This is a genomic window from Paenisporosarcina quisquiliarum (genome assembly GCF_027563315.1).
In the GTDB taxonomy this organism is placed as follows: domain Bacteria; phylum Bacillota; class Bacilli; order Bacillales_A; family Planococcaceae; genus Paenisporosarcina; species Paenisporosarcina quisquiliarum.
In genome coordinates this window covers 71908-93974 of record NZ_JAMKBJ010000008.1, presented here as the reverse complement: position 1 = coordinate 93974, position 22067 = coordinate 71908, and the positions used below count along the sequence as shown (strand labels likewise).

The following is a 22067-nucleotide window of genomic DNA, read 5'->3' as shown; positions in this document are numbered from 1 at the left end:
GTTTAACACAGGTCATGCTTATTTTTGAATGAGTAAAATCGTCGCCTGTGCCGCGATGCCTTCTCCGCGTCCTGTAAAACCAAGCTTTTCAGTCGTTGTCGCTTTGACATTTACTTGCGTTGGCTCCGCATTTAACAGTTGTGCGATGCGGTCACGCATTTGCGTTATGTAAGGCGCCATCTTCGGTGCTTGTGCAATAATCGTGCAATCCACATTGCCTAATTTATAGCCTTTTTCTTCGACGATGTTCCAAATGTAAGCCAGTAGTTTAGCAGAGTCCGCATCTTTAAATTCAGGATCCGTATCAGGAAAATGACGTCCTATATCCCCTTCGCCGATTGCCCCTAGTGCCGCATCCGTCACCGTATGTAATAAAACATCGGCATCCGAATGACCAATTAAACCTTTTTCATATGGAATCGTCACTCCACCTAAAATAAGCGGTCTATTTTCTGCAAATTCATGTACATCAAACCCTTGTCCAACTCGAAACATTTAGTTTTCCTCCTGCTGTCGTTTTTGTAAGATCGCTTCGCCCATCAATAAATCTTCCTGTGTCGTCATTTTTACATTATCATACGTACTCTCCACCACGTGTACGGGAATATTGAGTCGCTCGACCAACATGGATTCATCTGTACCAAGGAATTCATCCTGTTCCGCTTGCTTCTGTGCTTTTACCAATATGTCCGTTTGGAAAGCTTGCGGTGTCTGGATGATCCACAACTGCTCGCGGTCCACTGTCTCTTCAATGATGTGATTATGTACGCGTTTCATGGTGTCTTTTGCTTTTACGCCAGCAATTGCCGCACCCGTTTCGCTCGCTTTTTGAGCCAATTTTTTAATAACGGCTGGTTCGATAAACGGCCTTGCCGCATCGTGAACGAGAATTAAGTCAGCCTCATGTTCAGCTGCCTGGATACAGGCATACACACTGTGCTGTCGTTCCTCGCCACCTGCAGGCATCCCTTTTACTTTTGTAATGTGATGCTCATCTAACATCTCTTGAATTATCATGCGCTCTTCAGGCTTCACTGCAAGCCATATCCCGGCGCAATTTGGGTCCTGTTCAAAAACCTCGAGCGTATGGATCAGAATCGGCTTATTGCGTAATGTCAGAAATAATTTATTATGGCCAGCCCTCATCCGTTTTCCACTGCCTGCGGCTGGTAATACAACGATATAGTTCATTTCATGTATTCTCCTCATTCATGATGGAAAAGGAGGCCGCCTTAGCTGTCTCGTGTTGATGACAGAAAGGGCAGCCTCTTATTTTTGGTGTGATGTATTATTTCGTTTTGGCAAAAATCATTCGACCTGCCGAAGTTTGAAGAACACTTGTGACAACGACATTAATTGCTTGGCCGATATACGACTTGCCATCTTCTACCACAATCATCGTTCCATCGTCCAAATAAGCAACGCCCTGATTTTGTTCTTTTCCATCTTTGATGACGACGATATGCATTTCTTCACCAGGAATAACGACTGGTTTGACCGCATTCGCAAGATCATTGATATTCAGAACAGGCACTTGATGCAACTCACATACTTTATTCAAGTTGAAATCATTTGTCACTACCATGCCGTCCATTTTCTTCGCAAGACGCATCAATTTCAAATCAACTTCCGCTACATCATCAAAATCTTCTTCCGTAATCAAAACAGCTGAAGCGCGTTCTGACTGAAGTCGTTTCAAAATATCAAGACCTCTTCGGCCACGTGTACGTTTCAATGTATCCGAAGAATCGGCAATATGCTGAAGTTCAGTCAAGACGAACTGAGGTACGACGAGCACCCCTTCCAGGAAACCCGTTGTGGAAATATCAGCAATCCGACCATCGATAATGACACTCGTATCGAGTAATTTATAAGACGCTTGTTGCAATGCCTGCGGGTTGTTTTCATCGAATTTCTTCTTTTGAACAACCGCTTTATTAGCAGTAAACATCTGTACAATCTCATCGCGCTTCTTAAACCCTACTTGGAAACCAAGGTATCCTAAGGTGATGGTCAGCAATACCGGCAATACGGCATTGATGACTGGCAACTGAATGGAATCCACCGCAAAATTCAAAAGAAATGCGACACTAAGACCAACAATCAGACCAAGTGTACCAAACAATAAATCACCGATTGGCGCTTTCAGTAATCGATCTTCCATCCAACTTAAAAACTCAATCAAATAGTCAGTCAACAGTAACGCAAGGACATATAAAAGAATGGCCCCTATTAGTACAGACACATACGGATTGTTCAGCCACGGGTTAGAAGATAAATGTATAAGATCGTATAATTGCGGTAATAAAAGTAACCCGAGCGTTCCACCAATCAAGATAAAGGTAATTCGAATAATCCACTTTAACACAAGCCCACCTCCTGTTTTTGATTATACACGTTTTCACATGGAAACACCTACTAGACGAAGAAGGGATGTGTAAAGTTTCGTTCGACAAACAGTTGTTGTCGGGATTTGCTCATTGCGCTAGGGAGGTAATCGGGGTAATCAGTTTCACTAAACAAGCAAAAAACTTCCCCGAAACGCCTAAGCGTTCGGGAAAGCTTCTTTCAATGCTTGATTTACGGTTTCAACACCGACTACTTGTATGCCTTTTGGATAATCCCAACCGCCAAGGTTCGACGCTGGAATGATTGCACGTTTGAATCCAAGCTTCGCTGCTTCCTGCACACGTTGTTCCACACGAGACACTCGGCGCACTTCACCTGTTAACCCCACTTCACCAATAAAGCAGTCATGCGCACTTGCAGCCACATCGCGGAAACTGGACACGATGGTCGTCAGTACAGCCAAATCGATTGCTGGCTCGTCCAACTTCACGCCGCCCGCCACTTTGATGTAGGCATCTTGCGTTTGCAGCAACATTCCGACCCGCTTCTCTAGAACAGCCATCAAGAGTGAAATCCGGTTTTGATCAATTCCGCTTGCCATCCGCTTCGGATAATTGAAACTCGTCGGCGTAATTAACGCCTGAATTTCAACCAAAATCGGACGCGTCCCTTCCATCGAAGCCACTACCGTTGAACCCGCAGCTCCTTGTGAACGTTCCTGCAAGAACAGTTCAGATGGATTCAGCACTTCTTTCAAACCACCTTGCAACATTTCAAAAATAGCAATCTCGTTAGTTGAGCCGAAACGGTTTTTTTGTGAACGTAAAATGCGATAAGTATGGTGACGTTCACCTTCGAAGTAAAGAACCGTATCCACCATATGTTCTAGCAATCGTGGTCCGGCAATCTGACCTTCCTTCGTGACGTGCCCTACCAGGAAAATCGCAATATTTTTCGTTTTGGCAATTCGCATCAATTCCGCTGTACACTCACGCACTTGAGAAACGCTACCTGGGGCAGACGTGACTTCCGGGTGGTGAACCGTTTGAATAGAGTCGATGACGACAAACTTCGGTTCGACTTGGTCAATTGCTTCATTGACCAGTTCCAAGTTGGTTTCTGAATAAATATAAAGCTCTGAGGATGCCACTCCAAGGCGCTCCGCACGAAGTTTCGTCTGTCGGATCGATTCTTCCCCAGACATATACAGTACGCGTTGCCCTTTGTTTGCAAGTAAAGAAGAAACTTGTAGCAACAGCGTTGATTTTCCGATACCAGGGTCTCCACCAATCAAAATCAACGAACCTGGGACAATCCCGCCCCCAAGAACACGGTTTAACTCTGAAAGGTCCGTATCTACGCGTGGTTCATCGACCGTTTCAACCGCTGTAATTGGTGTCGCTTTTTGAGCAATTTTTTCAGAATGTTGGAATGTACGGCGTGGTCCTTTTACGACCACTTCCACTTCTTCCACCATTGTGTTCCATTCACCGCATCCCGGACAGCGTCCCATCCATTTAGCAGATTCATAGCCACACGAGTTACACATGAATTTCGTTTTACGTTTAGCCATAGTGCCTCCTATGTAGGAAAGCGTAGAGCGCCACTCAAGCTCGACACCGGCGCTGGAAGAAACGTTTCGGAAACCTGTTTCCGAAGAAGTTTCTGAAGCTTAGGTGCGAGCTGGCGCTTGAAGCTGGACAGTAACCCAACTGCAAGTCCCACGCCTTCAAAATACTTAAAAGAGCATTCCGAACAGCCTCGCCGGAATGCTCCAATTGTTTTATTCGGTTACTGCTTCTTTTGTGCGGACAATAAATTCATCGTTCTCCACATCGAACACAATATTGTGACCAGTCAACACTGTGCCTTTTAATAGTTCTTCAGACAAGCGATCTTCGACGTGTTTTTGAAGTGCACGACGGAGCGGACGTGCGCCGTACTCTGGGTCGTAGCCTTCTTTTGAAATTTTTTCTTGAGCCGCTTCCGTTAATTCCAACTCAATTTCCTGCTCTTTCAAGCGTTTCGTTAATTGAGCTGTCATTAGTGTAACGATTTCTTTTAAGTGTTCTTTTTCTAGTGAATGGAACACGATCATTTCATCGACACGGTTTAAGAATTCAGGACGGAAGGCTTTTTTCAGCTCTTCAAGCATTTTGCCTTTCATATCCTTGTATTTCTGTTCGCCGTCTTGCAAATTGAAGCCGACATATTTGTTTTTCTTCAACGCTTCTGCGCCGACGTTTGATGTCATGATGACTACCGTATTGCGGAAGTCGACCGTGCGTCCTTTCGAATCCGTTAAGCGACCGTCTTCTAATACTTGTAGCAAGATATTGAAGACATCTGGATGTGCTTTCTCAATTTCGTCTAAAAGAATAACAGAATAGGGTTTGCGACGAACTTTTTCCGTCAATTGACCGCCATCTTCAAATCCTACGTAACCAGGAGGTGACCCGACAAGACGTGAAGTCGAATGTTTCTCCATGTACTCAGACATGTCGACGCGAATCATGGCATCTTCGTCACCAAACATACTTTCAGCAAGCGCGCGGGCAAGTTCCGTTTTACCAACACCTGTTGGTCCAAGGAAAATGAATGAGCCAATTGGACGTTTTGGATCTTTCAATCCAGCACGTGCTCGACGTACTGCACGGGAAATGGCAGTAACAGCTTCCGCTTGACCGATGACACGTTGGTGCAATGTATCTTCTAGTTTTAGTAATTTCTCAGACTCGGTTTGAGCGAGTTTAGAAACAGGAATTCCCGTCCACATGGACACAACTGCTGCAATATCTTCAACAGTCACTTCAGATTCCGCTTTACCTTGCTCTTCTTTCCAAGACTTCTTCGTGCTTTCGAGTTCTTCTTTCAGCTTCTGTTCCGTATCACGGAATGATGCCGCTTTTTCGAACTCCTGGCTTTGAACAGCCGCATTTTTCTCTGAACGGATTGCCTCTAGACGAGCTTCCAGTTCTTTCAAATTCGGCGGTGTTGTATATGAACGTAAACGGACTTTTGAGCCGGCTTCATCAATTAAATCAATCGCTTTGTCCGGTAAGAAACGGTCTGAAATGTAGCGGTCTGACATTTTAGCAGCTGCAGTAATCGCTTCATCCGTAATTTTCACACGGTGATGCGCTTCATAACGGTCACGAAGTCCTTTAATGATCTGAATGGACTCTTCTACTGAAGGTTCATCCACTTGAATCGGTTGGAAACGACGTTCCAATGCAGCATCTTTTTCAATATATTTACGGTATTCATCCAGCGTTGTAGCACCAATACATTGTAGTTCACCACGAGCAAGTGATGGTTTCAAGATATTGGATGCATCAATTGCACCTTCAGCGCCACCAGCACCAATTAATGTGTGGAGCTCATCGATAAATAGAATGACGTTACCTGCTTGGCGGATTTCATCCATCACTTTTTTCAGGCGATCTTCAAACTCACCACGGTATTTTGTACCTGCAACAACCGTACCCATATCCAATGTCATGACGCGTTTGTCACGCAGAATTTCAGGCACTTCGTTTTGGACGATTTGTTGAGCCAAACCTTCCGCAATCGCTGTTTTACCAACCCCTGGTTCCCCAATAAGAACTGGGTTGTTTTTCGTACGACGTGATAACACTTCAATGACACGCGTGATTTCTTTGCTACGGCCAATGACTGGATCCAAGCTTCCTTCACGGGCAATCTGAGTTAAATCACGAGCCAAACTATCAAGCGTCGGCGTGCTCGCTGCAGGGTTTGTTCCGCTGTTTGCCTGAACATGGTCGTTGCTTCCAAGCAATTGCAACACTTGTTGACGAGCTTTATTCAAGCTAACACCTGAATTATTAAGAACACGTGCCGCTACTCCTTCGCCTTCACGAATAAGCGCCAGCAATAAATGTTCTGTGCCGATGTAAGAATGACCTAATTTACGCGATTCATCCACTGATAATTCAATGACTTTCTTCGCACGTGGTGTGTAATGAACGATCGGACCTACGTCACCTGTTCCCATTCCCACTAATTCTTCAATGCCTTCTTCAATCATTTGCGGGCTGACTTCAATTGCTTCCATTGCTTTCGCAGCAATGCCGCCGCCTTCACGAATTAATCCCAATAATATATGTTCAGTTCCAATTGACTCGTGCTTCATACGAATGGCTTCTTCTTGAGCTAATTGGAGTACTTTTTGTGCGCGTTGTGTAAATCGATTAAACATCATGAGGTTCCTCTCCTTCATTGTCTAAATTATTGTCTACTTGCAACCGTTCCCTAAACAACTTTGCGCGAAACACATCGCGTTCTTCGGGTTGCAGGGACGTACCTGCATACTTTTGTAAAAAACCTGGTTGCATGAAAACCATGCATTCATTCAAGATTGAAACATCGACACCTTTGATCAATCCGAGATCGATGCCAAGACGCACATCTGATAGACAGCGTCCCGCTTCTTCTGTTGATAAAAGTCGGGCATACGTTAACACACCAAGTGAACGGTACAGACGATCTTCCAACACATTCGGTCTCGTATGTAAAAGAGCCGCTCTTGCTTCACGTTCTTTTTGAATAATTTGTTCCGTGATACTTTGCAAATCAGTTAAGATATCTTCTTCTGATTTCCCGAGAGTCGTTTGGTTCGATACTTGATACACATTGCCGAGGGCTTCACTACCTTCCCCGTAGATGCCGCGAACGACCATCCCGAGCCGTGTAATGGCTGTCACAATGCGATCCATTTGCTTCGTCATCGTTAGTGCCGGTAAATGCATCATCACCGATGCCCGCAGGCCAGTGCCCGTATTCGTTGGACAACTCGTTAAATAGCCAAACTGTTCATCAAATGCGTAAGGCAGTTCTTTTTCAAGGACGTCATCGATATGGTTAGCCTGACGCCATGCTTCGTTCAACTGCATTCCCGGGAAAATACATTGTATGCGAATATGATCTTCTTCATTGACCATCACGCTGACCGCTTCATCATCTGATAATAAAACGGAACCAGCTACTTCCGAATGAGCCAGTTTCGGACTAATCAAATGCTTTTCAACCAAAACTTGCCGATTGAGCGCAGATAGCTCTTTTATATCTATATACGAAAAGGTCGACTCAAGTTCCGCTTCTGCGTCAAGTAATACTGCAGAAATCGCTTGATCCACTTGTAGCGCTTCATTTTCCGTAAAAGAAAGTGGAAATCTGTAGCCTGTTAAATTTCGAGCGAGCCTGATTCGCGTACTCATTACGATATCTGCATGCTCTCCTTCACCAGCCATCCAACTTGTCACGGAATTATTTAGAAAACGTTCAATGGACATCGCGGTTTTCACCTCCGCTTTGTAGCTGTTCTTCTAAAGAGCGAGCTTCATCACGCAGTCTTGCCGCCTCTTCAAAATTCTCAATTTCAATCGCCGTACGCATGGACGTGCGAATGGCTTCTATTTGTTTTTTTAATTGCAGGGTCTGACCAAACGTACCTGGCGCTTTCCCCACATGCTTAACATTGCCGTTGTGTAATTTCTTGAAAACATCCGGCAATTGTTTGTGAAAACTTTCATAACAATGTGCACAGCCGAACTTCCCTTGGTTTAGAAACTGACGGAATGTCCAACCGCACGAACTGCATGTTTTTGACTCCGGTTGCGGTTTTTGCTGCACTTGTTTGCTTTCTGGGACACCAAACCAGTTGGATAATAACTGGTGTAGCGAAAGTGGATCTTGTTGAAAATCCAAATGAAACGGATGGAAATTTTTTGCGCAAACTTCACAATAATGACGTTGCACCTGGTCTCCATTTTGTACTTGCGTCACGGTAACTTTTGCCGGACGCTGTTTACAATTCTCACAAATCATCTCGCGCTCGCCTCACTTTAACTGTTCATACTTGAATGTCATTAGCATCGCTTGCAATATGCGCGAACGCAATTCGTCTCGATGCGGCAATGGGGTATTGAGGGTTGTGCGATCGAGTGCCGCGAGCATCATTTTTGCTTCACGCTTCGTCACTACATTCTCATCGATTAAACGAAAGATAATATCTTCTGTCATCGTTTGAGAAGCTCCACGCTCCAAACTCACTAGTATTGCTTCAATTAAATCGGCCTTCGTATGAGCGCGTACCCGAACTATCCGAATATAGCCACCCCCACCCCGCTTACTTTCAACGAGGTAACCACGGTCGGCGGTGAAGCGCGTATTAATTACATAATTAATTTGTGAAGGCACACACTGAAATTGCTCCGCAATCTCACTGCGCTTTATCTCAACATGCCCTTTATCATCTAATTCGATAACTTTCTTTAAATACCCTTCAATAATATCCGATATATTCCGCATTCAATCACCTCCCGATCAATTAAATGTGAGTGCGAGTCAAGGTTAGTTGTGATATTTTGTGAGCGCAATTTATCCAGACTCACCTGACTTTGACTAACTTTGACTTTATTATATAAGGGGAGGTAGGAAGTGTGCAATTCATATGCTTTAGAGGTGCTTACTTTCAAAATAAATCACCTTAAATTATACAAACTATCGGCAAAACTTATTCCACAGTGCACTTCACTTGCGCCATATATAAAGAACTACTCACCGCAGAAAAGAGCCATGTAGCGATGAAGCGAAATGGCTCCTATTCAGGTTCAGGAATTTGATTGCTTTGTTTCGCTGCGCTCTATTTGAAAGAAGTGTCGTCTCAATAGCTAGTCGACTTGTGTATCGAGACGGTTTTGTGTCTCCTGTTGAGTTTGTGAAAAATTTAACGCTCATATTGAAGTGTTTATCGCTCACTCCAGGGATTTATCGCTCATACCGAGAATTTATCGCTCATATAGGCAAGTTTATCGCTCAAACACGTCTCAGCCCCTAGTTAACTTCTAGAGATGAACGCTATGAATTCGCCATTTTCTATTTCTATTGCCGCCTATTCTCTCTAAATTACATTCGCTCAACATTCTTTTGGTCGTAGCCAGGGACTTGAGATTAGTAAAATTCATCCACTCGGTGGTGGTTATTTCTTCACTAAAAAGAATTCGATATTCTTGAAGTGTCGTTAAGTGAGTTGTTTCGCTTTTGTATTTACAAATGGAACAACGCCATAATTTATGAATATACTTGAGTTTGCTTTTATCACAATTGGGACATAGGACCCCGACGATCAAATCGCTAAAAATTGAAGTTGGAATATGTGATGGTTTATTTGGGGGTAATTTGGGTTCGTTTTGTAAAAACAACTTGTGCAACTCGTTGACATCAAAGTGGGGGGATGTCGGATGTTCACGATAAGTGCGATGCAATTTCTCTAATGTTTGATAAAGTCCCGAAACATGAATGGCGAGACAATTTGGAAATGGTTTCTCGAGAATAGAAGATGGATTGGAAAAAACGATTATTCCATGAACAGGTAGTGAAATTTTATGAAAGTCCAGAAACTGCCTTACCATACGTTCACTGCGTTTAAGTTGGTCTTCGGGATTTCCCATCCCTTCAATTGGACCGTCGTCTCTTCGTCTAGTCAATTGATGCGTTTTTTCATCGTATGTAAGTAGTCCGGGGATATTTTTCACTTCGATGATTAGAATAAAATTCTTATATATTACTAATGTATCAATTTGGCAGTAGAATTCTTTTGATCCAACCAGAATATTACGCAGTACACAATACGATTGATAATATTGGCCCTCAGATAATTCCCGATCAACCCGAATCTCACCTGCATATCCTCCGCTTTCTTTACGAAGAATACTTTGAACAGTCGGAGTGAAATAATGATTGTGAGGCAGTCGTTTCGCAAGCGCTTCATAAAATATAAATTTATCCGATTTTTTACGAGTAGGATTCATTAAAACCTCCTAGTGATGACATAATCTCACTATAAATATTCCTGGAAATTTTAGCAAGAAATTCAGATAGTATATTACTCTAGCAATTTAAAAGCGCATTACACTCTATTATATTTGCTGAAAATTTTTAAAAACCTTTCTTTACCACACCAAACAGAAAAGAGCCATATCGCGAATAGCGAATTGGCTCCCATTTTGATATAAAGATTTGTTGGTTTTGTTTTCGCTGCGCTCCTGTTTAAAAGAAGGGTTGTCTCAATAGCTAGTCAACTTGTGTATCGAGACGTTTTTGTGTCTCCTGTTCAGTTTGTGAAAAATTTAACGCTCATATTGGAGTGTTTATCGCTCACTCCAGGGATTTATCGCTCAAATGGAGAATTTATCGCTCAAATAGGCAAGTTTATCGCTCAAACGCGTCTCACACCCTAGTTAACTTCTAGAACCAACCTAATTGCTTCTGTTTCCGCTGCGCTACTGTTACTAAATGAAAGCACATAAAAAAATGCCATCCTTTTTATGAAAGGATGGCACTTCTTTTTATAAGATGAAATAAGCAATTGGTGTAACAATAATTAAAGTCAAAATGACACGTTGAATCCAGATCACAATTAGTTTCGGAATCGAAATCGGAATTTCTGTTGCTACGATACATGGAACTACCGCAGAGAAGAAAATAATGGACGATACAGAAACAACGCCGATTACAAATTTCACAATAATTCCAGACTTCACTACCAGCAAGGCTGGAAGGAACATTTCAGCGATACCAAGTGCGCTTGCTTTGGCAACAAGCATTGGTTCAGGAAGCTGTAAAATATAAGTGAATGGATAGAAGATATAACCTACCCAATCAAATAATGGCGTGAATGTCGCAAGGACGATCCCTAGTAAACCAATTGATAGAATGGAAGGTAAAATGGCCATCGTCATCAGTAAGCCGTCACGAACATTTGCCCAAATATTTGCGCCAAATGTCGGTGCGTTCGCTACCGTTTCTTGAGCTTCACGCCATGCCACTGCAAAGCGGCTGCCTTCTGGTTTCATCTCGGGTTGCGGTACCGCACCTTCATAGTAATCGTCTTTCATACTGCCAAGCGGCCAGATTCGTACCGTAATCGCAGTCACGATAAATGTAACCAAAAGCGTTACCCAGAAATACGTATTCCACATGTCCATTAAGCCGAGTGTTTTGGCAACAATGACCATGAATGTCGCGGAAACCGTTGAGAAGCCGGTTGCAATAATGGCTGCTTCACGTGCAGAGTATTTTCCTTCTTTATATACACGGTTTGTAATTAATAGACCTAAAGAGTAGGACCCTACAAAAGATGCCACTGCATCAATAGCGGAACGGCCTGGTGTCTTCCAAACAGGACGCATGATTGGTTGCATAAGAACTCCTACAAACTCTAGCAATCCATAACCAACCAACATAGCCAAGAAAATAGCACCAATAGGTACGAGTAAGCTAACTGAAATGACAAGTTTATTAAATAAGAACGGACCCATATCAGGACGGAATAACCAAGCTGGACCAAATTCGAAGACAATCATAATTCCAACAATTAATCCAATTACTTTAAAGAACGAGAAAACGATATCTACCGTTGACCTTTTCCAAGTTCCTGAGAAAAATGGATAAACTGCACCGGCAAGTATAATGATTAGTGCGTAAAATGGTAAAACGCCGGTTGCATTTGCTTGGATCCAGGACACGATGTGGTCAAGCATGATTGAATTTTTTTCACCAATTGTTACAGGAACAAAAAACATGAAAGCGCCGATTAAACTGTATACGAAAAACTTCCACGTGCCTGTGCTTGAACGTAAACTTGAACTTTCCCCCACTTGTTGCAAATTAAATCCCCCTTTGTAATAAAACTCTCCCCGTGATAAATTCCAACCACGCATACACTCCTGTTTTGACCGTGGCGCTTGTCGCTACATCGCGTGATGGATCCAGACAGACAAAATCAATATGTCTGACCGCATCATGTTGACCGATTCGTATTAAACTTTGGAATAACTCCTCCGCTGTCATGCCTCCTGGTGTGGAAGCGGGCACACCAGGCGCAACCGCAATATCCAAAACATCCATATCGACAGTTACATATACGCGGTCGACTCTTTTGGCTAATTCCTTTACCTGTTCTTCGACGCACTGAGCCACCCCTAGCTCACGTGCTTTACGTAAAGTAATCATATGAATGCCATGTTTCTTCGCATACTCCACTAACGGCGCTGCGTTGAAGTAACCGTGCAGACCGATGTTGACAACATCTTCCCCGCGGACTATTCCCCCGTCAATTAATTGACGAATGGGCGTACCGTTTGCAGGACCCAATTCAGCCGGATCTCGTACGTCCAAATGGGTATCCAGTTGTAAAATGCCGATTCGCTCGTCCGGGTAGGCCTTCTTAAGACCTCTTACCGCACATGCAGTAACGGAATGATCGCCGCCAATTAAGCATGTTGTGGACTGATTAAACACGCTGACTATTTCACGCGTCGTATCTTCAATGCGTTCATGCGACAACAAAATATTCGTTGTATGCATCAGGACATCTCCTGCATCACGAACGGTGTATCTAGACAAATCTAAGTCTTCGTCCAAGTTATAGGTTGAGAACCCTTTCCACAACTTGCGGAATTCCATTGGATACAAAGAAGCTCCGGAAACACTGATGGAAGAACGGGAAATGGGCGCACCATAGACCACCATGTCTGGGGACTGTTCATCTAGAGGTTTTACCCACTGATGAACGAAATCTCCAGAAGCATCGCGCCATGACCATTCGGGTGGTTGTAAATACTTCATGTCCATTTAACCCACCACCTGAACGCCTTTTTTCCACACTGAGCCAACGTGGTTCACACCGAAAAGATACTGTAACTCCTGGTAGTTGGACACATTCCACATCACGACATCCGCTTGCTTTCCAGCTTCCAATGAACCGACTTTGTCTTGCATACCAATGGCACAAGCTGCGTTCATCGTTGCCGCAACCAAAGCTTCTGCAGGTGTTAAACGCATGGAGATGCAAGCCAAATTCATGACTAGCGGCATGGACGTTGTAGGCGAAGAACCCGGATTGCAGTCTGTCGAGATTGCTACGGCAACACCCGCGTCAATCATTGCTCGACCTTTCGCCGCTTCTTCACGTAAATACAATGCTGTCGCTGGCAACAGACAGGCAATGACTCCCGCTTCCGCCATTAAACGCACACCTTCAGTAGAGGCTTTCAATAGATGTTCCGCTGAAATTGCTCCGACTTTTGCAGCCAATTCCGCTCCACCGTACGACTCAATTTCATCGGCATGAATTTTCGGAATCAAGCCGAGTTCTTTGCCCGCATTCAAAATACGTTCAGACTGCTCAGGCGTAAATACCCCCACTTCACAAAAAACATCGTTAAAGACAGCCAGTTTTTCTTCCGCCACTTTCGGTAACATTTCATTTATCAATACATTAATATACTCGTCTTCGCGGCCCTTATATTCCTGAGGAACCGCATGACCGCCCATAAAAGTGGGAACTAAATCGATTGGATGTTGATCGTTCAACCGTTTCATTACACGCAGTTGCTTCAATTCTGTTTCTAAGTCGAGTCCGTAGCCACTTTTGCCTTCCACAGTTGTTACGCCATGTGCTAGAAACGAGTCTAGGCGGCGCGTTGTCTGCGCCACCAACTCCTCTTCGGAAGCATCGCGCGTCATACGTGTCGTAGCGTGAATACCGCCACCTGCATTCATAATTTCCATATAAGTGGCACCTTCAAGACGCATTTCGAATTCACGTTCACGGCTTCCACCATACGCCACGTGCGTATGTGGGTCGACTAAACCTGGTGTCACCAAACGGCCTGTCGCATCGATGATATCCGCTTCATGTGCACGTGACCCGTATAATGCTTCGAGCTCTGACGTCGTACCGATTGCAACTACTTCACCGTTTTCCATCCACACACTGCCATCTTCGATCAACCCGAGGTCAGACATTCCTTCCCGAACACGGGGACCATTTTCACCGGCTACCGTTACAAGTTGAGCTGCATTTTTTATCCAAACTGGTTTCATTCTTCCGACCCCTTTAGCATCGGAATGTTGACACCTTTTTCGCGCGCTGTTTCAATCGCCAAATCATAGCCGGCATCTACGTGACGGACGATGCCCATCCCTGGGTCTGTTGTTAATACACGTTCCAATCGAGCTTCCGCTTCTTTCGTACCGTCTGCTAAAATAACCATTCCTGCATGAATGGAATAACCCATGCCAACGCCACCACCATGATGAACGGATACCCATGTTGCACCACCTACTGCATTGACCATTGCATTCAATATTGGCCAATCCGCTACAACGTCCGAACCATCTTTCATTGCTTCTGTTTCACGATTCGGTGAAGCAACTGACCCTGAGTCCAAATGGTCACGTCCAATAACGATTGGTGCACTTAATTCGCCACTTGCAACCATATCGTTAATGATTTTCCCGAAACGCGCACGTTCCCCATAACCTAACCAACAAATACGTGAAGGAAGTCCTTGGAATTGGATTTTCTCCTGCGCCATTTTAATCCAGTTACATAAATGTTTGTTGTAGCTGAATTCACGCAAAATAACTTCATCTGTTTTGCGAATATCTTCCGGGTCACCTGAAAGTGCTACCCAGCGGAACGGTCCTTTTCCTTCACAGAATTGTGGTCGAATGTATGCCGGAACGAATCCTGGGAAATCAAACGCGCGTTCAACGCCTTCATCTTTTGCGACTTGTCGGATGTTGTTGCCGTAATCAAATGTAATAGCGCCTTTGTCCATCATTTCGACCATTGCAGAAACATGCTTTGCCATGGATGCTTTTGAAAGTTTGACGTACTCGGCAGGATTTTCCGAACGTAGCTTCGCCGCTTCTTCCAAAGACATTTTCGATGGAATGTAGCCGTTTAATGGGTCGTGCGCAGAAGTTTGATCCGTCAACACATCTGGGATGAAGCCACGAGCGATCATTTCCGGAAGGACGTCTGCTGCATTGCCAAGCAACCCAATCGATAAAGCTTTCCCTTCCGCTTTTGCTTCTTCAGCCATACGTATCGCTTCATCTAACGAATCTGTTTTCACATCTGTATAGCGCGTTTCAATACGGCGATCGATGCGCGTTTCGTCCACTTCAATCCCGATACATACGCCACCAGCCATTGTTACCGCTAAAGGTTGAGCTCCCCCCATTCCTCCAAGACCCGCTGTCAATGTAATGGTACCTTTCAATGATTCTCCGAAATGTTGTTTTGCCAGTTCAGCAAAAGTTTCGTACGTCCCTTGTACAATCCCTTGCGAACCAATATAAATCCAGCTGCCTGCCGTCATTTGGCCGTACATCATCAAGCCTTTTTTATCGAGCTCGTGGAACGTTTCCCAGTTCGCATACGCCGGTACAATATTTGAATTAGCAATCAACACACGAGGTGCATCTGTATGTGTTTTGAAAATCGCTACCGGTTTTCCTGATTGAACAAGCAACGTTTCGTCATTTTCCAACTCTTTTAATGAACGCACAATCGCGTCGAAGCTTTCCCAGTTACGCGCAGCTTTACCGATTCCTCCGTATACCACTAAATCTTCAGGATGTTCTGCCACGTCCGGGTGTAAATTGTTGCTTAACATACGAAGTGCCGCTTCTTGTTGCCACCCTTTTGTGTTTAATTCTGTTCCTCTATATTGAATTACTCGATTTGATGTATTCGCTTTCATTTTCAGTCGCCCCCTTATTAATATCTTTATTGTATCGTGAAATTTCTGATAATTTATTATAATTTAGTTTAATTTTTATGTTTTATTGTCTAAAATCTCTAATTTTTAAAGGTTTTTATATTTTGTTGTCTTTAGAACATAAAAAAAAGACCGATTGGAGTATCGGCCTTTTCGGACAAATTATGGAGCTTGATTAAGAAACTTTCTTGAATAATGTTAAACAGTACAGAGCAGCAATTCCGACAAGTACATAAATAACTCGAGCGATGGCAGTATCCATACCGCCGAAGATTCCGCCTACTAGATCCCATTGGAATAAACCGAAAAGCAACCAGTTTAATCCCCCGATAATAACAAGTAAAAGTGCGATAACGTTTAAGTTTTTCACTTCTGTCCAACTCCTTTCGTTTTGTAATGTACACCTTTTGTATAACCATTATATAACAACCATAAACATAATAGAATAAGTGAATGTGCTAATAATTTTATTTTTTCAAAAAATCGTTTCAACTGCTCTAATTAAATCGGAACTGGGATGGCGTTTGTCCAGTTGAAGCTCTAAATTTCGCATTGAAATAAGATTGATGCGTAAAGCCAGCCAATCTCGATACTTCCTCTAAAGAAGCGTTTGTTTCTTTTAATAAACGTTTTGCTTCTCCAATGCGAATTTCCTGCAGTGCGTCCCTGAATTTCTTGCCGGTGCTTTTGGAAAACCTTCTACTTAACGTACTTTTATTCATTTGCAAAACTTCCGCACAAGCTGCCAAGTTCCAATTCGAGTCCCAATAATTTGACTCCATCATGGTCCTGACTTTATCGGAAAAATTAGAAGTACCCGATTCTACAAGACTTGTTTCTTTCATTAAATTTGCTGTGAAGTCGCCGAAGTTTTGTATGATGTGGTACATCACCGGCTCGCGGACGATGTCTTGAAACAGTTGATGGTAATGTTTTGCAAGCGTTCCATTTTGAATTGAATTGGCCGACATATATCTTCTGATTTGCGCCAGAACGCTGGTCAAACGAATTCGAACCATTTCCGGGTCCGGGTAAGGTTCTTCAAGAGTGAGGAAATCTTGTTCCAACCACTGTCGAATCGCCTTAACATCCTGTTTACCTAACATTTCGATCCACATACGTTGCTCAATCGGAGATAAAAAAGGATCCATCTCACGCCACGTTAAATCTTCTGTCTCCATGGACAAAATATCGTATCCATCATAAAAAATCCGTTCCTGAAAGCGACGCATTTTTTGATAAAGTGAACGAATATCTATGTCGCCATGCGATTCGTATAGGTAAATAGACAATAAAGTATTAGATTGACGTTTCCATGAGGCGTAAAATGCCAAATAAGCATCCTGCAGACTTTCTTGTTCAGTCAATCGGTGAATGACGAGAATGAAATCGGTAAATGGGAAAAGTTCTGCATGCGAAGGAAATGCGAACTCTTCCAAAGCATGCACCAATTGCGTTCCCTGCGCTCGATTCGCAGGTACAATCGCACTCAAAAGTAAAGGTGTTCTTGGGTAAGTTTCAGCCAACAATAAATCTTCATATGTAAAATGCGAATTCTGAACTGAATCCAATTGTGGAGTCTTTTTCTTTTCGTTGCGCAATCGAAAACGCGCTTGTTGGATATGTTTGATTAAATGTTCAGGCTGGAAGGGACGGAATAATAGATCCTCCGCTTTATGTTGGAGCGCGCGGTATGTAGTCTGAAATGTTCGATCCGACGACAGCCCTAGCCACCTTGAACCTGATGGCAATAGAATTTCTTCCGGTACTGACCATAAATCCATATCAATTACATAAAAATCAGATTCCCTAGAATGCATATCTTTTCGGTATTTACTAATTGAATCCCCAGTTTCCACAGAAACGTCCCGAAGCTGAGATGTAATCATCCATTTTATGCCTTGTGCTTCAAGTGAGTCCTTCGTCAGAACATATACATGCATAAGAAACCCCCTCTTTCGCCAGCTCATTAAGAGCCAGTAAACAGTTTAGTCGTAGGTAAGAATATACGTTCATTGTCATGTCTGCGTTCATCATAAGCAAGAACTTTTAAAGATTCTGTAAGTACTCGAGCTCTCCATTTCAAAAATAAATGGTTATTTTCCAGTACCTTGCATAGAATAATACCGTGTGATATATTGTTCCTAATAGTACTGTTTATTAATTAGTAGTGGAAGGAGGGGTTAAAGGATGAATATTCAATTTAAAAAAGGCGTTCTTAATCTTTGCGTACTTGTGTTATTAGACCAAAAAGATCGATACGGATACGAACTTGTACAAAAAATCTCGGATCAAATCTCGATTTCCGAGGGATCTGTATATCCCTTACTAAGACGTTTGACCAAGGAAGGTTATTTCACGACATATTTACAAGAGTCTACGGAAGGTCCTTCGCGGAAGTATTATAAACTGACCGATTTAGGCAGAACGTATTTACAGGAACAGTTAAATGAATGGAAAAGCTTCACAAACGGGGTTAATACTTTAATTGAGGAGAGTGTGAAAAATGACGGAACAACAATTTCTAAATGAACTTGAAATGTCTTTAACTAAACTTCCTTCCGAAGAAAGAAACGATATTTTTCAGGATATTAAAGAGTATTTTAAGGATGGCCGTGAAGACGGGAAATCCGATAGCGAAATAGCCGCATCCCTTGGCTCTCCAAAACAAATTGCCGAAGAACTTATTGCCAGTTATGTTCCTGAGAAAACAGAGCCAACTGCAGCTACGAAAAAGATAAAAATTACGGATACTACATTCACTAAAGTGGACATGAACATCCATTTCGGTGCGCTGAAAGTGTACCCATCCGAATCAGAAGATACAATCGTGGAACTGGTTAATGGCAATGATAAACTTGAATTAACCGCAGAAGTTAAAGGGGATACGCTGAAGATTAAATTAAGAGAAGCGAAATTCAGATTCCTAAGCTTCCTTTTTATTGGCAAAGGTGTGCAAGTAAATGTTGCGCTCCCTGCTAAAATGTATTCGAGCATTTTGATGAAAACGGATAACGGCAGCCTAGTCGCGGAAAAACTTCTTGGAAAAACGATGGCGGCAACTTCGGACAACGGAAGCATTAAACTAACAGCATTGGCAGCAACCAGCCTCGATGTGGAAACAGATAATGGCCGTATCACAATCGAAAAAGTCCAAACCAACACCTTCTCGGCCAAGACGGACAATGGACGCATTGAATTACGTCATATCGATGCTGATCAAATACACACTGAAACAGACAATGGGCGAATCGAGATGGAGTATGTGAATGGGAATATTACCGGTAAAACGGATAACGGTCGCATTTCCCTGTTAACAACCACTCTTGATCGTATGATTGATTTAGAAACGGACAATGGGAGTATATCGGTCGTAACCGAACATAGTCCAACCGACGTAACCATCCGTGCAAATGTTGAACATGGGAAAGTGGATGTATTCGGTGAAAAGAATTCCCGTACCACTTTCGGAAACGGAACAAATACAGTTCAACTTTCAACGGATAACGGAAAAATAACTGTCTATAAAAAAGAAGTAAGCGTTCCGGTTTAAATCTTAATAAGATGACAGGTTCCTTTTAAAAGTAGTCCAACTAGAAGTAAGCAAATAACATCAAAAAACTCAGAGTTTATACGCTCTGAGTTTTTTAGGTATCAGCCTCAAGTAAACCTTATTCATCCATATTTTCTCCAATCACTGGTCTAATCCCCATCATCCGAGAACACCTTGAGACCAACTGCCCCCACTGTCAGGGTAACTGCAATTACGGTTATCACAATTAAAAGGTCACCCGTTGTATTTGACATATCCTCTACAATATAAAGCCATATGATCTCGACAAATAATATTAAAAGCCACACAAAATATAATTCTTTAACATTTTTCATATGTCTCCCCCTTTGCGAACCACCTTGTTTATAAGCCCTTTCAAAACAACACAAAGAAGCAGTTTAAATGGGAAGTTAATTAAACTGCTTTTTTGTTTGCACTGCATCAACCATGTATATACACATTCGTTCCAATCGGCACGAATGTGGAAAGCTCCGTCACGTCTTCGTTATACATCCTGATACATCCACGCGAAACTTCTTTGCCAATAGATGAGGGATTATCTGTACCGTGAATTCCATAGTGTGGTTTAGATAAACCCATCCACAATACCCCATACGGGCCACCTGGGTCGTATTCTTTGTTCACAACAATATAATTTCCTTTTGGTGTAGGTGTTAACACTTTCCCCACTGCAATCGGATATGTCTTCAATAATATACTGGCATCGTAAAGTTTCAGCTGGCGTTTCTTAACATTTACATCAATCCAAACGACCATGATCCCATCTCCTAAAACTGACTTACTTTAGGTATATGGAATGGATGCTGGATATGACCATGTTTAGACTAGAAAGAAGAATCAATCTAGACAGCAATCGTTCATTTCTAACAAAAAAGCAACTCCAGTATCGAAGTTACTTTTTATCGTCTTATTTTGGAACCTCTACACCATAGGACATCCACTCTTCACGTGAGGGACCATATATCCCTTTCATCGGCAATCCCGCCAAACGCATTAACATGGTCATTTGGCCGCGGTGGTGAATTTGGTGTTTTACGAGAACGTCTAATGTAGTGGCGTTCGTCCACATTTCACCATACATGTCGTGCTCATCAGAAAGTTTGGCATCCGTCCATTGTGAACGAACGGCTTCCTTGAACGCCATATTTGCCTGTCTGTACCCAGCGGCAATTTCCGCTGCGGATTCCGGCATTGGTGCATCATGATGAGGCGCTTCAAATACCAATCCAACTCGTGACATCATTTCGTGTACAGAGACAATGGTATGCCAAGCCAGATAACCTAAAGACCTTTCCCCTTCTTTGACTTTAGTTCCTAACGAATCATCGTTTAACAAATCCAATATTTGCTGAGTAGAGTCACTTTCGTATATCCATTCATTTAAGAATTCATCTATTGTATGGTACATGACTTACCCCCTTAAGAATCTTCATGTCTTAAGTATCTTTCGTGAAAATTAACAAAATCCCTGCATCACGCTTCGATTAACTGTTTTCTTTTTGCTTCAATTTCGGCAAGCTCCGCATCAAGTACATGCTTTTTACCTGCTAATGAATGCATGACTTTCACCACTTCTTTTATGGTGTCTTGCAAGTTATCCTGAGATTTGGAAATGCGTGAATGAATGGTCCACTCACTAAAAATATCATCAAAAAAGTAGTCCGCCATTTTGATAAATTCACCGCGTTCTACGATAAAACTATTGGCTTCGAGTGCCTGCACATCTTTGACTTCCGTTCTGAATCGATGGAGCGCCATTTGGGCTTTATGAATCGTGTCTTCCGATTCGTCAATTGCACTGTGCTTCATCGCTGTCACAATCATACCGCCACCCAAAAACGTATCCCAAGTGGAGTAATTGCGTGCGGATTGGAGCTGGCTGATTGCGTAAGACAGCAACACATTTGCTTTACTGCCTGCCTCCCGTGCTTCTTCGATTTCCCTAAGCATGGTTTGGACAACCATTTTGCGCTCATAAAGTTCTTCCATCTGCGCCTTGTCTTTAGGTGAATTTACTTTTAACCATAACTCTTTTTCTTTCATCAACCGTTCCCAATTGACATGGAGGTCCCGGAAACGTAAATCCGCCAGTTCTTTTCGTATGGTATCTAATTCAACTTCCAAATCACGAACCATTTTTACAGCTTCGTTCCATTTGAGTTCTACCGAAGCGGCTTCAACCATTTCCTGATCACGTACATCTTCTTGCGTCCCTTTCCACTTTCTCATCATATTGGAAAATGAAAACTCATCTAATTTTGCTACATCCCGCTGTTCTTTTGTCAGCTTTCGTTCGAGTTCATTTCGTTTATGCGTATGCTCCAAGACATCGGTTTGAAGAGAAGCCAGCTTCTTTTGCAAACGTTCTTGTTCGTTCATTAATAGCTGTAATTCCGATTGTCGTTGTTGTAAAGTTGACCACATCGCCATCACTCCCTTACGTTTTATACGAAATTTTGGAGATGAGGTTTCAATTGATTTGTATTTTGGGAACTTAGTGAAATGTTGGAACTTTTGTGTTTGGTAAAGAGTCTAATGAATAACGA

21 protein-coding genes are annotated in these 22067 nt (G+C 42.8%); 2 read left to right on the top strand and 19 right to left on the bottom strand.

All coding sequences use genetic code 11. The annotated features are described in order from the left end of the window. Positions 1–18: 18 nt before the first annotated feature. The 15 genes from ispF to M9R32_RS10570 form a co-directional block, all read right to left on the bottom strand. Positions 19–495 (bottom strand): 2-C-methyl-D-erythritol 2,4-cyclodiphosphate synthase, encoded by a 477-nt coding sequence (gene ispF / locus M9R32_RS10640; protein ID WP_269926728.1) that lies wholly within the window; start codon positions 493–495, stop codon positions 19–21. After that, positions 496–1191 (bottom strand): 2-C-methyl-D-erythritol 4-phosphate cytidylyltransferase, encoded by a 696-nt coding sequence (gene ispD, locus M9R32_RS10635; protein WP_269926727.1) that lies wholly within the window; start codon positions 1189–1191, stop codon positions 496–498. 97 nt (positions 1192–1288) lie between these two features. After that, entirely contained in the window at positions 1289–2368 is a 1080-nt protein-coding gene (locus tag M9R32_RS10630; protein WP_269926726.1) for a PIN/TRAM domain-containing protein, read from the bottom strand. Between the two features lie 177 nt (positions 2369–2545). Then, the gene (radA, locus tag M9R32_RS10625; RefSeq protein WP_269926725.1) at positions 2546–3922 is read right to left on the bottom strand and encodes a DNA repair protein RadA; all 1377 of its coding nucleotides are present in this window, start codon (positions 3920–3922) and stop codon (positions 2546–2548) included. Positions 3923–4132: 210 nt separating this feature from the next. Next, entirely contained in the window at positions 4133–6571 is a 2439-nt protein-coding gene (gene clpC / locus M9R32_RS10620; RefSeq protein WP_269926724.1) for an ATP-dependent protease ATP-binding subunit ClpC, read from the bottom strand. Then, the gene (locus M9R32_RS10615) at positions 6561–7661 is read right to left on the bottom strand and encodes a protein-arginine kinase McsB (protein ID WP_269926723.1); all 1101 of its coding nucleotides are present in this window, start codon (positions 7659–7661) and stop codon (positions 6561–6563) included. Before M9R32_RS10615 ends, clpC begins: the two co-directional genes overlap by 11 nt. Next, on the bottom strand, positions 7651–8196 hold the full coding sequence (locus M9R32_RS10610) for a UvrB/UvrC motif-containing protein (RefSeq protein WP_269926722.1): 546 nt from the start codon (positions 8194–8196) through the stop codon (positions 7651–7653). The genes M9R32_RS10615 and M9R32_RS10610 overlap by 11 nt, the downstream gene beginning before the upstream one ends. A 12-nt stretch (positions 8197–8208) precedes the next feature. Then, the gene (locus M9R32_RS10605; RefSeq protein ID WP_269926721.1) at positions 8209–8679 is read right to left on the bottom strand and encodes a CtsR family transcriptional regulator; all 471 of its coding nucleotides are present in this window, start codon (positions 8677–8679) and stop codon (positions 8209–8211) included. A 536-nt stretch (positions 8680–9215) separates the two neighbouring features. Further along, positions 9216–10181, bottom strand: a complete 966-nt coding sequence (locus M9R32_RS10600) for a nuclease-related domain-containing protein (protein ID WP_269926720.1) — start codon at positions 10179–10181, stop codon at positions 9216–9218. A gap of 537 nt (positions 10182–10718) precedes the next feature. Continuing rightward, positions 10719–12038: a YjiH family protein gene (locus M9R32_RS10595; protein WP_269926719.1), complete on the bottom strand. Its 1320-nt coding sequence runs from the start codon at positions 12036–12038 to the stop codon at positions 10719–10721. 1 nt (position 12039) lies between these two features. Continuing rightward, positions 12040–12999: an agmatinase family protein gene (locus tag M9R32_RS10590; RefSeq protein ID WP_269926771.1), complete on the bottom strand. Its 960-nt coding sequence runs from the start codon at positions 12997–12999 to the stop codon at positions 12040–12042. A gap of 6 nt (positions 13000–13005) precedes the next feature. After that, positions 13006–14259 carry an imidazolonepropionase gene (hutI, locus tag M9R32_RS10585; protein ID WP_269926718.1) on the bottom strand — a complete coding sequence of 418 codons (1254 nt, stop codon included), beginning with the start codon at positions 14257–14259 and terminating at the stop codon, positions 13006–13008. Continuing rightward, positions 14256–15929, bottom strand: coding sequence for a urocanate hydratase (gene hutU, locus M9R32_RS10580; protein ID WP_269926717.1), 1674 nt, complete (start codon positions 15927–15929; stop codon positions 14256–14258). Before hutU ends, hutI begins: the two co-directional genes overlap by 4 nt. A 193-nt stretch (positions 15930–16122) precedes the next feature. Then, complete coding sequence (locus tag M9R32_RS10575) at positions 16123–16317, bottom strand: DUF378 domain-containing protein (protein WP_269926716.1); 195 nt, start codon at positions 16315–16317, stop codon at positions 16123–16125. 127 nt (positions 16318–16444) lie between these two features. Beyond that, a complete protein-coding gene (locus M9R32_RS10570; protein WP_269926715.1) occupies positions 16445–17890 on the bottom strand; it encodes a helix-turn-helix transcriptional regulator in 1446 nt (481 codons plus the stop codon). Positions 17891–18137: 247 nt separating this feature from the next. Here M9R32_RS10570 and M9R32_RS10565 point away from each other — a divergent pair, with 247 nt between their 5' ends. Then, positions 18138–18479, top strand: a complete 342-nt coding sequence (locus M9R32_RS10565) for a PadR family transcriptional regulator (protein ID WP_269926714.1) — start codon at positions 18138–18140, stop codon at positions 18477–18479. Then, entirely contained in the window at positions 18454–19500 is a 1047-nt protein-coding gene (locus M9R32_RS10560) for a DUF4097 family beta strand repeat-containing protein (RefSeq protein WP_269926713.1), read from the top strand. Before M9R32_RS10565 ends, M9R32_RS10560 begins: the two co-directional genes overlap by 26 nt. Positions 19501–19649: 149 nt before the next feature. Here the strand turns inward: M9R32_RS10560 and M9R32_RS10555 are convergent, their stop codons facing one another. The 4 genes from M9R32_RS10555 to M9R32_RS10540 form a co-directional block, all read right to left on the bottom strand. After that, positions 19650–19835 (bottom strand): hypothetical protein, encoded by a 186-nt coding sequence (locus M9R32_RS10555; RefSeq protein WP_269926712.1) that lies wholly within the window; start codon positions 19833–19835, stop codon positions 19650–19652. A 106-nt stretch (positions 19836–19941) separates the two neighbouring features. Further along, positions 19942–20277, bottom strand: a complete 336-nt coding sequence (locus M9R32_RS10550; protein WP_269926711.1) for a L,D-transpeptidase — start codon at positions 20275–20277, stop codon at positions 19942–19944. 151 nt (positions 20278–20428) lie between these two features. Beyond that, the gene (locus tag M9R32_RS10545; protein ID WP_269926710.1) at positions 20429–20929 is read right to left on the bottom strand and encodes a DinB family protein; all 501 of its coding nucleotides are present in this window, start codon (positions 20927–20929) and stop codon (positions 20429–20431) included. 65 nt (positions 20930–20994) lie between these two features. Further along, positions 20995–21945 (bottom strand): hypothetical protein, encoded by a 951-nt coding sequence (locus M9R32_RS10540; protein ID WP_269926709.1) that lies wholly within the window; start codon positions 21943–21945, stop codon positions 20995–20997. Positions 21946–22067: the final 122 nt, after the last annotated feature.